This is a genomic window from Winogradskyella aurantia (assembly GCF_002266855.1).
In the GTDB taxonomy this organism is placed as follows: Bacteria; Bacteroidota; Bacteroidia; order Flavobacteriales; family Flavobacteriaceae; genus Winogradskyella; species Winogradskyella aurantia.
In genome coordinates this window covers 268,608-281,361 of sequence record NZ_NGJN01000002.1, presented here as the reverse complement: position 1 = coordinate 281,361, position 12,754 = coordinate 268,608, and the positions used below count along the sequence as shown (strand labels likewise).

Annotated in this window: 12 protein-coding genes and 1 other RNA gene; 3 read left to right on the top strand and 10 right to left on the bottom strand. The window is 36.9% G+C overall.

Translation table 11 applies throughout. The annotated features are described in order from the left end of the window. Positions 1-40: 40 nt before the first annotated feature. From CA834_RS04670 to CA834_RS04650, 5 genes are all read right to left on the bottom strand, one after another. The gene (locus CA834_RS04670) at positions 41-520 is read right to left on the bottom strand and encodes a porin family protein (RefSeq protein ID WP_094967509.1); all 480 of its coding nucleotides are present in this window, start codon (positions 518-520) and stop codon (positions 41-43) included. 1 nt (position 521) lies between these two features. Continuing rightward, complete coding sequence (gene aroQ, locus CA834_RS04665; RefSeq protein WP_094967508.1) at positions 522-941, bottom strand: type II 3-dehydroquinate dehydratase; 420 nt, start codon at positions 939-941, stop codon at positions 522-524. 75 nt (positions 942-1,016) lie between these two features. Beyond that, entirely contained in the window at positions 1,017-1,616 is a 600-nt protein-coding gene (locus CA834_RS04660) for a porin family protein (RefSeq protein WP_165764753.1), read from the bottom strand. Between the two features lie 146 nt (positions 1,617-1,762). Further along, positions 1,763-2,353 (bottom strand): OmpW family outer membrane protein, encoded by a 591-nt coding sequence (locus tag CA834_RS04655; RefSeq protein ID WP_094967506.1) that lies wholly within the window; start codon positions 2,351-2,353, stop codon positions 1,763-1,765. A 447-nt stretch (positions 2,354-2,800) separates the two neighbouring features. Continuing rightward, entirely contained in the window at positions 2,801-3,295 is a 495-nt protein-coding gene (locus CA834_RS04650; RefSeq protein WP_094967505.1) for a hypothetical protein, read from the bottom strand. Between the two features lie 337 nt (positions 3,296-3,632). On the opposite strand from CA834_RS04650, the gene CA834_RS04645 reads away from it, so the two are divergent. Continuing rightward, on the top strand, positions 3,633-4,541 hold the full coding sequence (locus tag CA834_RS04645; protein WP_094967504.1) for a site-specific tyrosine recombinase: 909 nt from the start codon (positions 3,633-3,635) through the stop codon (positions 4,539-4,541). 55 nt (positions 4,542-4,596) lie between these two features. Here the strand turns inward: CA834_RS04645 and rny are convergent, their stop codons facing one another. The 4 genes from rny to CA834_RS04625 form a co-directional block, all read right to left on the bottom strand. Then, positions 4,597-6,174: a ribonuclease Y gene (gene rny, locus CA834_RS04640; RefSeq protein WP_094967503.1), complete on the bottom strand. Its 1,578-nt coding sequence runs from the start codon at positions 6,172-6,174 to the stop codon at positions 4,597-4,599. Positions 6,175-6,229: 55 nt separating this feature from the next. Next, positions 6,230-6,359, bottom strand: a non-coding RNA gene (gene ssrS, locus CA834_RS04635) — 6S RNA. Positions 6,360-6,419: 60 nt separating this feature from the next. Next, a complete protein-coding gene (locus CA834_RS04630; RefSeq protein WP_094967502.1) occupies positions 6,420-6,707 on the bottom strand; it encodes a cell division protein ZapA in 288 nt (95 codons plus the stop codon). A gap of 20 nt (positions 6,708-6,727) precedes the next feature. Continuing rightward, complete coding sequence (locus CA834_RS04625) at positions 6,728-7,018, bottom strand: hypothetical protein (RefSeq protein WP_094967501.1); 291 nt, start codon at positions 7,016-7,018, stop codon at positions 6,728-6,730. A gap of 177 nt (positions 7,019-7,195) precedes the next feature. Here CA834_RS04625 and CA834_RS04620 point away from each other — a divergent pair, with 177 nt between their 5' ends. Together CA834_RS04620 and CA834_RS04615 are read left to right on the top strand one after the other, a co-directional pair. Next, complete coding sequence (locus CA834_RS04620) at positions 7,196-8,884, top strand: M23 family metallopeptidase (protein ID WP_094967500.1); 1,689 nt, start codon at positions 7,196-7,198, stop codon at positions 8,882-8,884. Positions 8,885-8,895: 11 nt separating this feature from the next. Continuing rightward, positions 8,896-11,361: a TonB-dependent receptor gene (locus tag CA834_RS04615; RefSeq protein ID WP_094967499.1), complete on the top strand. Its 2,466-nt coding sequence runs from the start codon at positions 8,896-8,898 to the stop codon at positions 11,359-11,361. Positions 11,362-11,547: 186 nt separating this feature from the next. Here the strand turns inward: CA834_RS04615 and CA834_RS04610 are convergent, their stop codons facing one another. Further along, positions 11,548-12,693 (bottom strand): cysteine desulfurase family protein, encoded by a 1,146-nt coding sequence (locus CA834_RS04610; RefSeq protein WP_094967498.1) that lies wholly within the window; start codon positions 12,691-12,693, stop codon positions 11,548-11,550. Positions 12,694-12,754 lie beyond the last annotated feature (61 nt).

Here is a 12,754-nt window from a genome sequence, read left to right as displayed (position 1 = left end):
TGGTGATTCACTGAGAACAGTAGATTACAAGTAGTAGGATTTATAATCTGTAACTAAGACCTAAAAATATAACATCAGGAGAAAGTTCTTCAAAACCCAAGGTGTATTTCATATGCAGGTCTAACCTATCGCTTAAATCATAAGCTAAGGTAATATCTGCCCTAACCTTAAATTTATTTGTGAAGAAATCAAAAAAATAATTGAGACTTGGTCCTACGAGAATGTGAAAATTGTATTTAATATCGTATTTCAAATAGATCGGTACATTTAAAAATCTGAAATCACTGATTCCAATATAAAGGACTTCGGGCTGAATATGAAAGCCATCCTCCATCTTAAAATCAGCAAAAACACCACCATAGTAGCCTACATCGACTTGCGCATTTGGGCCAAAATCACCCTCAATCACATCAAAAAAGGTAAGGTTGACACCTCCCTTAACTCCAAAATCAACCTGAGATTGGGCAGAAATACTAACAGTGTATAAACTGAACACAAAAGCAAACAGTACATTTTTCATACTAATCAATGAAACTGGTTATGGCGAGTTTATAACTCTCTAAACCAAACCCAATAATAATACCTTTGGTATGTGGAGAAATATAAGACGTATGCCGAAACGTTTCTCTAGAAAATGTATTGGATATATGTACTTCTACCACAGGTGTGGAAATAGCCTTTACAGCATCGCCAATACCCACAGAGGTATGGGTATAGGCACCTGCGTTTAGAATAATTCCATCATAGCTGAAACCTACATCCTGCAGCTTATCAATAAGTTCGCCCTCTATATTTGATTGAAAATATTCCAGGCTAACTCCATTAAATGTGCTTTGTAATTTTTTAAGATAGGTCTCAAACGATTCGTCTCCATAAACATCGGGCTCACGTTTCCCAAGTAAATTGAGATTAGGGCCATTGATAATAGCAATTGTCTTCATGATATAAATATACTAATTAAAGACCATAAAAAAACCGAGACATGTAGCCTCGGTTCTTAAAAATCATATTTGTTGTTAAATTCTAAAAACACCCCCTAAACCTAAATAAGAAAAGGCATTTGTTTGATTAATATCAGAACCTGGAATGTCGTTGATATTTGAAATCCCTAAATTACCTTGAAGGTCAATCATAATACTAAACGCTTCGGAAATCTCAATTTTATAACCTATTCCATAAGAAATACCTAAGCTAAAAGAACTGACTTCTTCAGCTATATCTACAGATTGCACCTCAGCTGAGGTTAAAAAACTTGGAGTCAGACCAAAGTTAAGATTCCATTTTCTTGTACTTCCAAAATGCCAATTAGCATTGACCGGTACACTGATATAATTTAATTCAACATCTGGACCGTTATTAAACGACGCTCCCATAGCATCGAAAGCCACACCAGAACGTATGCTCCATCTATCATTAAAATAATAGTCTCCCTTGACGCCAAAAGAAACAGAAGTTCGATAATCATAGAAGTCTGCATTATCACCATTAAAAAAGGCTGAAGAATAGGCTATATAAGGCACTAATTCAATGTCTCCTGATTCTCTCATTTGTGCATGAGTTGAGATGGAAGTGAAGGCGGCAATCGCTAAAGCGACAATAAGTAAATTTTGTTTCATTATAGTAAATTTAGTTTTTAATTGAAGGCGAATGTAAGTGTTTTCTTTAATATATATTATTAGAAATATCATTATTTTTTGTACCAGCCATAAAAAAAAACCGAAGCATTTGCTTCGGTTTAATAAGTAATATTGGTTTACCTGTTTTAGAACTTGTAGGTCACTCCAAAATTGATATCTGACAAGTTAAGGTTTAATCCAAAGGTATTAAGAGCTTCTGCTCCGTCGAAATCAGCTTTAGAACTTGAGTAAGATAATGCACCAATTGATGCCCTTAACGCAAAATTACTAGAGACAAAGTAGTTAATTCCTGGAGCTACAGCAATAGCGAACGTATTAATCTTTACATCTTCAAACCCATCTTCTTTGTCTGTTGTATTGACATACGATAATCCAGCTCCAATAACAAATGAGAATCTGTTAGATGGCGTAAAAAAGTAGTTTGCGCCCAAAGCAGCTCCAAAATCTGAAATTGTTCTTTCGAATTCGCCTTGTTCAATCTTGTTAGAACCAACAATTAATCCAAATTCAGCAGCTATGTTCTCTGTAATAAAATAGCCTACCGAAGGTGAAAAGTTCAAGTTATTCTGCTTAGAATCATCTTGAGAAGAAGAAGTAAATCCCACAGTACCACTTACAAAGACATCACCTTTTGAGAATCCTGCTGCAGCTTCCTCCTGAGCATTAATAGTCGCTAAAGCAAATACTGCACAAATAGTTAAAAATAAATTTTTCATAATAGATTAAGTTTTGTTTAAAATTAATTTGGTCGGCAAATCTATACATTCAAATTATATCTCACAAGAAAATACTTATAAAATATTACTTTTTATCTATAATATATACATTTCATCGTTATAAATGCTCATTTGAAAAACTCATTGTATGCTAAATTCACCTGAATACATCTCTTTTTAATGATAATCACTTAATTCTAATTTAAAAACCAATCCTACATGACAATTGCCAAAAGTGCGTAAGTTAATTTTCAAGTTAAGTTCTAACCACATAAAAAAAACCGAAGCCTTGGCTTCGGTTTAATTTAAATTTGGTAGTAGTTTTAGCACTTTTACATCACTTCATTAATAATTAATACCATATGATATGTAAAAAATACAACTATCCAATTCCTGTTAAAACACGTCGAGCTTCTTTGGTCAGAGCTTATAACGGTTCTTTGCTATTTAGAATTCGAATAAAACACCTACATTTATGTTACCCCATGTCGCAGCATCGGAAATATTTTCGTAAGATGCATTTAACTCTATTGTATCTGCAATATCAACCCCAACGACCGGTCTAAAATAAAAACCACCATCAAGGAAATCAGATACTCCAAAGGCATAACCTAAATCCGCACCACCCGAAACAATACCAAATAGTTTTAGACGTGCTGCAGCTGCAACAGGAATAAATTGCGCATCATCGAATTGAACGGTTTGACCCAAAATATCTTCTTCTTTTCCAAAAAAGTTTCTAAATCCAGCTGTTGCTCCGATTTCAATAAAGGAATCGATATCTGTAAAATAATAGTAAGCATCTACCCCAAGTACAAATGACGAGATGTCAGCAGCATCTGCGGCAGGCAATCCTAACGTTGCTCCCACTTTAAATGTCTGTGCTTGCAATGCAAATGTGCTAATCATTGCAACAGTTAATAGTAATGCAATTCTTTTCATAATGTTTAAGTTTTAAAATTGATACATACAAATAAAATACATTTTTTCCAATTATTAAGAATTTCCAATCTACTTATTAACAATTTAGTAAACATTTATACATATATTGCTGAATATAAATTATTTATATAAATAGTTATTAACATTTATTAAGGTAAATGCACAAAAAATGACACCAGATATACGAAAAACCTGTTTAATATCATTAAAAAGCACCTGTGTTATAAGGTAAAAGAATATCCAATCATTACCACAGACATCCTTTTCTGTTTGCAAATAACCTCCTTTTCTACTTGGTCTGTTTCAATTCTAAAGTGTTTTTATTTATTTTTAAAAAATGAAATGGAATCAGGCGCTATCGGACTATCAGTATTATTTAAAAATTGAACGTGGATTTTCCAAAAACTCTATTGAAAACTACAGTTTTGATATTAAGAAACTCACCAGCTATATTGATGAGAATGCCATTAAAGCCTCACCCACAACTATAGAGAGCGAGGTATTAAAAGCCTTTATCTATAATGTCTCAAAATCCTTAAATCCGCGATCCCAAGCCAGGTTGATATCCGGTCTTAGGAACTTTTTTGATTACCTCATCTTTGAAAATTACAGATCCACAAATCCTCTAGATTTAATTGAGTCTCCAAAAATTGGTAGGAAACTGCCAGACACGCTTTCCACAAAAGACATAGACCTTATGATTTCAACGATTGATTTGAGTTATTCCTACAATGGCGTGAATCTAGGTGAACGTAACAGAGCCATTATAGAGACCTTATACAGTTGTGGCCTGCGCGTCAGTGAATTAATTGATTTAAAACTCTCTGACTTATTTTTTGAAGAGGGCTTTGTAAAGATTACCGGAAAAGGGAATAAACAGCGTTTTGTGCCTATTGGAAAATCAACACAGAAATACATTAATATTTGGATAGACATAAGACGTCACATCCCAATAGACCAAAACTCGAGGGATATTGTCTTTTTGAATTATAAGGGGCGGCAAATGACCAGGGCCATGGTATTTACCATCATTAAACAATTAGTTGAAAAATCAGGACTTAAAAAAAATGTATCACCCCATACGTTTAGGCATTCCTTTGCTACACATCTTTTAGAGAATGGTGCCGATTTAAGGTCTATACAAATGATGCTAGGACACGAAAGTATAACCACCACGGAAATCTATATGCACGTTGACCGTTCGCATCTTAGTGAGGTGTTAAACAAATACCACCCTAGAAAGTAGAAAAGGATAACCGATTGCTCAATTACCCTTTTCATTTATTTGAATTAGTAGTTTCCTATTTTGCAATATTTACGGCCCTTGTCTCCCGTATGACCGTAACTTTAACTTGACCTGGGTAGGTCATATCCGTCTGGATTTTTTGGGAAATCTCAAAGGACAGACCTGCGGCCTTTTCATCCGATACCTTTTCGCTTTCTACAATGACACGGAGCTCACGTCCTGCCTGAATGGCGTAGGCCTTTTTTACACCTGTAAAACCAAATGCTACATCTTCCAAATCCTTTAATCGTTGAATGTAAGAATCGAGTACTTGCCGCCTTGCGCCTGGCCTAGCACCTGAAATAGCATCACAGACCTGAATGATTGGAGAAAGCAAGGTAGTCATTTCAATTTCATCATGGTGAGCACCAATGGCATTACACACCTCCGGTTTTTCGCCATACTTTTCTGCCCACTGCATACCTAAAATTGCGTGTGGGGTTTCTATATCAGCCTCTGATGATGGCACCTTACCAATATCATGTAACAATCCTGCGCGCTTGGCCATTTTTGGATTTAAGCCTAATTCAGCAGCCATAACGCCGCATAACTTCGCCACCTCCCTAGAGTGTTGTAATAGGTTTTGCCCGTAAGATGAACGGTACTTCATACGACCGACCATCTTAATCAATTCTGGATGTAATCCATGAATCCCTAAATCGATTACCGTCCGCTTACCCACTTCTATGATTTCTTGTTCTATCTGTTTCTCAGTCTTACGCACCACTTCCTCAATTCTAGCCGGGTGGATTCTTCCGTCCGTAACCAGTTTATGAAGGGATAAGCGCGCGATTTCCCGACGTACAGAATCAAAACAAGATAAGATAATGGCCTCAGGGGTATCATCTACAATAATTTCAACTCCGGTCGCTGCTTCAATAGCCCGTATATTGCGTCCTTCTCTACCTATGATTCTACCCTTTACATCATCAGATTCAATGTTAAAGACAGATACACAGTTGTCTATAGCTTCTTCTGTGCCAATGCGTTGAATGGTGTTAATTACTATTTTCTTAGCTTCTTGCTGTGCAGTAAGTTTGGCCTCCTCAACCCTGTCTTGGACATAAGCCATGGCATCTGTTTTTGCTTCTTGTTTTAAGGACTCCACCAACTGTTCTTTGGCCTCCTCTGCAGACAGTTGTGAAATGACCTCTAGCTGTTTTATCTGACTTTTATGGGTTTTCTCAACCTCTTCGCGTTTCTTATCTAAAAACTCCAGTCTGAAATCATAATCCTTGATTTTATCCTCTAATTCCTTATTTGATTTCTTGGCTTTTGACAACTCGCTTGAAATTTGGGACTCCTTATCGCGAATACGCTTTTCTGCTTCTGCCATTTTTTTGTCTCTAGACAGAATCACCTTTTCATGTTCTGACTTTAACTCAATGAACTTTTCCTTAGCTTGAAGGATCTTATCTTTCTTAAGGGCTTCGGCGTCAGCCGCGGCTTGCTTTAAGATAGACTTAGACTCGTTCTGGGCGTCGTTGATTAATTTAGACGCTTTGCCCTTTTCAAGGGATTTTGCTATGACATAGCCTAAAACAATACCAAGAATGAGACCTCCAACTATATATAGAATTGTGTTTATATCCATTTTGTTTATTTAGTTTATATATAAAAAAAGCCTACATCAGTTCTGAATTCTGTATAAACTCCTTAAAAACAAGTTTAGGGCTAACAAACTGATCAAAAATCTGTCCAAGATACCGAAACAAGTTCGGCACTAACAGCACGATTTTACAATTTAAACTCACCCTTTTTAAAGAATTAACGTTGAGTTTATCAAAAAATATAACTAATGTAGGCAGTAACCTTTTTGTATTTTAAAGAACGTACGAGTTAGATATGGTTGGATAAAAGGTCGTTCAACAATACTAATTTTTCTTGAACTTCCTCATTCACATACTCCTTATCTATTGATTTTTGCTCTACTTGAGCAGCAAACTGAAGTGCACACATAGCAAGTACATCTTGCTTGTCCCTTACAGAATAGTTCTGCTCAAATTGACCAATCATAGCTTCTATTTTCTTAGCAGCCTTTCTCAAACCTTCTTCTTGTTTGGGGTTAATCGTCAATGGATAAACCCTATTAGCAATTGAAAGTTTAATTTTTAATTGGTCTGACATCTCATTTTAAATCTGACTTATTATTCCGATAACTGACTTATACAATGGTCAATATCTCTAATAAGTGCATTTATTTTAAGCTTAGTTTCCCGTTTATTTTCGTCACTACCAAGCATTGAGTTTGCAATTTTGAGTGTCTCGTATTTTTCAGCCCAGGATGCTAATTCATCTTGCTGCTCGAGTATCTTTTGCTGATGCTTTTCAAGTTGTTCCGAAAGCTTGTCATTAGTTTGCTTTAAAACCTCCTGTTTATGAAGAACTTTACTGATTTTGTTCTCAATAGCGTCAACAATTTCTTCGATTTTACTCATTAAAGCAATTCAATACCATTGAAACAAAGTTAACATACCTATTGATAAATAACAATTCTTTTACAATTATTTTTTATGTAAACAACAAGGTTAAAACTTAGACGTTAGAAAAATATTCCCTATCCTACATTTGTAAATGATTTTCAAATTAATATTTTAGCCCTAACAGTCTATCGTATGACAAAGTTTCTTCTGCTTTTTTTAATATCGGTATCCGTATATGCCCAAACTGAATACCCCCAGGATTATTTTAGAAGTCCACTGGATATTCCTATTGTGCTTTCTGGTACCTTCGGGGAATTGCGTTCTTCGCATTTTCATTCGGGTCTCGATATAAAAACGAAACAACAGGAGGGGCTTAGGGTTTATGCTGCGGGAGAAGGCTATGTGAGTCGGATTAAAATTTCCCATTTCGGTTATGGAAAAGCACTATACATTACCCATCCAAATGGTTATACCACGGTTTATGGACATCTTCAAAAACTGTCCGAACGGTTAGAGCGCTATATTAAGAATTGTCAATACGACAAAGAGAGTTTTGAGGTTGAAGTTTTCCCTACTCCCGATGAGTTGCCCATTGAAAAAAGCGAAATTGTGGCATATTCGGGAAATACAGGAGGCTCTGGTGGTCCACATCTTCATTTTGAGGTTAGGGATAATGCAGAACGCCCATTAAACCCAATGCTTTTCGGCATAACGGCAAAAGATTCAAAAGCCCCTCTTGTCCTTGGTGTTTATGCTTATCCTAAAGACGACAAGGCCGTAATCAATGGAAAAAATGAGCGTGTCCCCTTGCGCTTAATTCCTAAAGCAGATGGAAGCTATAGTGTTGAAAATATCACTGCCTATGGTCGTATTGGCTTTGGAATAGTGAGCTATGACAGGCAAGATTATGCACCTAATAAAAACGGCGTGAGTAATATTCAAACATTCTTTAACGGTATTAAAAGCTTGGAGATAGATTTTAAGCGCTTCAGCTTTGATGAATCTAAACACATTAAGCGGCTTATTGATTACGAATATTTCAAAACCAAAAGATCGAGGATTCAAAAATTGTTCGTTGAGTCCAACAACCCCTTAAGTCTCTATAAAGACGATTATGATAAGGGCTATGTTAAAATTGAGGACAGTACCTCCTCGGTTTACAGAATACGTATTCGAGATTTTGAAAACAACGAATCCTGGGTTAACATTCCCATAACGGGAAGCTATCAAACAGTTCAAGATAAACGCTCTTCAGAGACTGGCAACAGAGCACTGGTTTATTCAAACGAAAACACCACCCTTTCTGATAAGGATATTTCTGTCAGTTTTAATAAAAATACGGTCTATGAGGACACCTTTATAGACTTTAGGGTAAATTCCGACACCCTATTCCTTGGCGAGGATACCATACCCCTACAAAAGAACTTTTATATAAATTACGACATAAGCAACTATAAAGCTGAAGATCAGGATAAATTGTTTATTGCCAGACTTTACGGCAACTATAAAAAACCCTATTACGTGTATACCAAGAGGAAAGGAAATATCCTTAGCGCTGGAAGTAATGTCCTAGGGACCTATGCTCTAGCTACAGATACTGAACCCCCAACCATAACTCCCATAAATTTTACTGACAAGAAATGGCTTAGTAAATATCGATACCTTAAAGTTAAAATTGACGATGACCTTTCGGGAATTAGCAAATACAGAGCAACTGTAAATGGCCAATGGATTTTAATGGAATACGACTACAAAACAAAAACCTTGGTGCACGACTTTAATGATAATATTGTTAAAAGCACCAAAAATGAATTAAAGATAATTGTTACGGATAATGTAGGAAATAGTTCTACATTTGAAGCAACATTTTTTAGAAAATAAAACCAAAGTATTTGAAACGCAATTACCTTCTCGTACTGCTAACATCGTTGTTTTCTTTTCTTTCAGTGGCACAATCTGCGGTGATTAGAGGTGTTATTTTAGACGAGGCCAGCAATCCTATAAATGCTGTGAATATCAAGGCAAATACAGGTGAAGGGACTGCCTCAAATGAAAATGGCTTTTACGAGCTTAGAATCGCATCTGATATTGAAGTGACTATTGTATTCTCGCATGTAAGCTATAAAAAGCTTCAAGTAAAGTTCAATCTAAAAAATGGTCAAGAATTAGAATTCAACCCCGTTTTAAAAACTAATGTAGAGCAAATTGCTACTGTAGTTATAAACACGAATACAAGACAATCGGTTGATGGGGTTACTTCGATTTCACCTGAAATGATTCGTACCATCAAAGGGGCACAACCTGGTGTTGAAAATATTTTAAAGACCTTACCGGGTGTGAATATTTCAAATGAATTAAGTACCCAGTATTCTGTACGTGGCGGTAATTTTGACGAGAATTTGGTCTATGTTAATGAAATTGAAGTTTACAGACCATTTTTAATTCGTTCAGGAAATCAAGAAGGTCTAAGTTTTGTTAATACGGATATGGTTCAGAACGTTGATTTCTCGGCCGGAGGCTTCCAAGCAAAATACGGCGATAAATTATCTTCCGTACTTGATATTACCTACAGAACACCGGTAGCTTTTGGTATTAGAACCGACCTCAGTCTTTTGGGTGGGAGTATCACGGGTGAAGGTATCTCCAAGGACGGTAAATTTTCTGGCTTGGCCAGCGTCAGGTATAGAGACAATAGTTTAATTTTAAACAATCTTGAAACCCAAGGCAATGTAGAGCCTGTATTTGCAGATGTGCAAACCTACCTTACCTATCGCTTTAGCGATAAATTTCATTTAAATTTCTTAGGGAATATCTCCTTAAACCAGTACAATTTCGAACCAGAAAACCGACAAACCAATTTTGGCACATTACAAGATCCGGTAGCCTTGTTGGTTGTTTACGATGGTCGTGAACAAGATGAATACCAGACGTATTTTGGTGCATTTAAGGCCAATTATTTTGCCAATGAAAAATTAACCTTAAAACTTATTGGTTCTGCCTACCATACCTTGGAGCAGGAATACTTTGACATACTCGCACAATATCGCCTTGGAGAAGTCAACACTAACATAGGAGACGAGAACTTGGGAGATGTTGAGTTCAGTGAGGGTATTGGCTCCCAACTTACCCACGCCCGTAACGACTTGGATGCCTTTATTGTAAATATTGAGCATAGAGGCGATTATGATATAGATAACGAAAGTAACCTTGAGTGGTCCGTGAAATATACCCATGAAGACATCAGGGACCGCGTTGTAGAATGGGAAGTCATTGACTCTGCAGGCTTTTCAATAAGGCCGCCAAGTTTAAGTCAACCCAACCCACAGCCTTATGAACCCTTTTCTGGACCATTAACGGCCTTTGAGAATATAAGGGCGTTAAATAAGGTGAAAATTGACCGTTTACAAGCCTTTGGACAATACAGTAAGCGCACCACGTGGGGTAATAATGACGTGTTTTATAATATTGGTGTCCGTGCCCATAATTGGACAGTCAGTGGAGAGGGCATAGAGAGTACCACCCAAACGGTTTTTAGTCCAAGGGCACAATTCTCAATAAAGCCCAACTGGGAAAAGGACATGTTGTTTCGGGTAGCTGGAGGTATGTACTACCAGCCACCATTTTACAGGGAACTCAGAGACTCTTCCGGAATAGTTCAACCCAACGTGAAAGCACAAAAATCCTTTCACATCGTTTTGGGCAACGAGTACAGCTTTAATATTTGGGACAGACCTTTTAAACTGGTTACGGAAGCGTATTATAAAGGTCTAACGGATGTTAATCCTTACACTTTAGAAAATGTAAGGATTAGATATCGCGCCAGAAATAATGCAACGGCCTATGCTTATGGCTTGGATATGCGCATCAATGGTGAATTTGTACCAGGAACTGAATCTTGGTTTAGCTTTGGGTATTTAAAAACTGAAGAAAACATAGATAATCGAGGTTTCATTTCAAGACCTACGGATCAGCGCTTAAAGTTTGGTATACTGTTTCAAGATTATGTGCCTAACATGCCAGATTTAAAAATGTACCTCAATTTAGTCTATAACACAGGTGTTCCTGGCGGTTCCCCAAGCTATGCCGATCCTTATGATTTTCAAATTCGGTTGCGAGATTACAGGCGCGCAGATTTAGGAATTTCTTACGTGCTCGTGACTCCAGAAAAAAGCTATAATGCCAAATGGAAGCAGCCCTTTAAACAACTCTCAATAGGTTTCGAAATCTATAACATGTTCAATAACCAAAACTCAATTACCAATACTTGGGTAAGGGACGTATACAGCAAACGTCAATTTGCCATACCCAATTTTTTAACCCCTAGGGTTTTTAATGTGAGGTTATCTGCAAGACTTTAGTTCTACATATAATAAAACTAATTGTTTACCTTAAGTGCTTGAAGTTAACTCCAATTCCATCTCTATTAAATCAATCCCTTCAGCAATTCTTAAAAAATAACTTCAGGACGGCTTAATTGGAGTGGAATTAAAATCCTATACACTTAATGTAGAAATCGGGTATCACTGAGACAAAACACATCTTCGTCAGGACTTAACAAAGTCCTCTAACACGTCAAGGACATAATCGAGCTCTTCCCTAGTGTTAAATACACTAAATGAAAAACGTACGGATGGTTTCTTTAAAGCGTCTTCATCTAAAATAGCAGTTAATACATGAGACTGCTGACTACTGCCACTCTGGCAAGCACTGCCTTTAGAACAGGCAATACCCTTCAAATCGAGTTGAAACTGCAACATTGGTGCTTTTTCTGGTGCAATGGGCAAACATACATTGACCAAGGTATAAGTGCTATTGGTTTGGTCAACACAACTGCCATTAAAACTAGAATTTGGAATGCGCGCCTTTAATTGGGATATGAAGTAGTGCTTTAACTCAGAAATATAGGCTTTTTCAGTTTCTAGATTTTTGTATGCTATTTTTAGGGCCTCGTCCATACCCGCAATATTGTGCAAAGATTCTGTTCCCGCTCTATAACCGCGTTCTTGTTCTCCACCAAAAATAAGAGGTTTCAAACCTGAGCTTTTTCTTATATAACAAAAGCCCACCCCTTTTGGACCATGAAACTTATGAGCGCTGGCGGCAAAAAAATCTATCGGTATTTTTGAAAGGTCCACTTCAAAATGACCTACTGACTGTACCATATCCGTGTGGAATAGTGCTTTGTTCGTTGCGCATAAGTCTGCCACGCTGGATAAATCAAGAACGTTTCCAATTTCATTGTTGATATGCATCAAACTTACTAAGGCTTTATCTGACGCTTCCAATAGCAGCTTCAAATGGTCAAGGTCAACCATGCCACAATGATCTAATTTCAAATAATGTAAATTAACACCGTATTCTTTCTCGAGCTGCTCAGCTGTATGCAGAACGGCGTGATGTTCAATTTTAGAGGTAATGATATCAGTTACACCCAAATCTCTCACGGCACTTCGTAAGGCTAAATTATCTGCTTCAGTCCCGCCAGACGTAAAAATTATTTCGGCTGCCGAAACGTTAAAATAGCTCGCAATATTCTTACGGCATTGTTCTAAAATAGCTTTTGAGGAACGACCAAAACTATGCGTTGAAGACGCATTGCCAAAATTATCACGGAGTACTGCAGTCATGCGCTCTATGACTTCAGGTCGCAACGCCGTAGTTGCAGCATTATCTAAATAAACTTGATTCATGCTACAAAAATATTGTAAATAAAATTATTTAGATAATGCCACGTTATTAATTTACAAATCG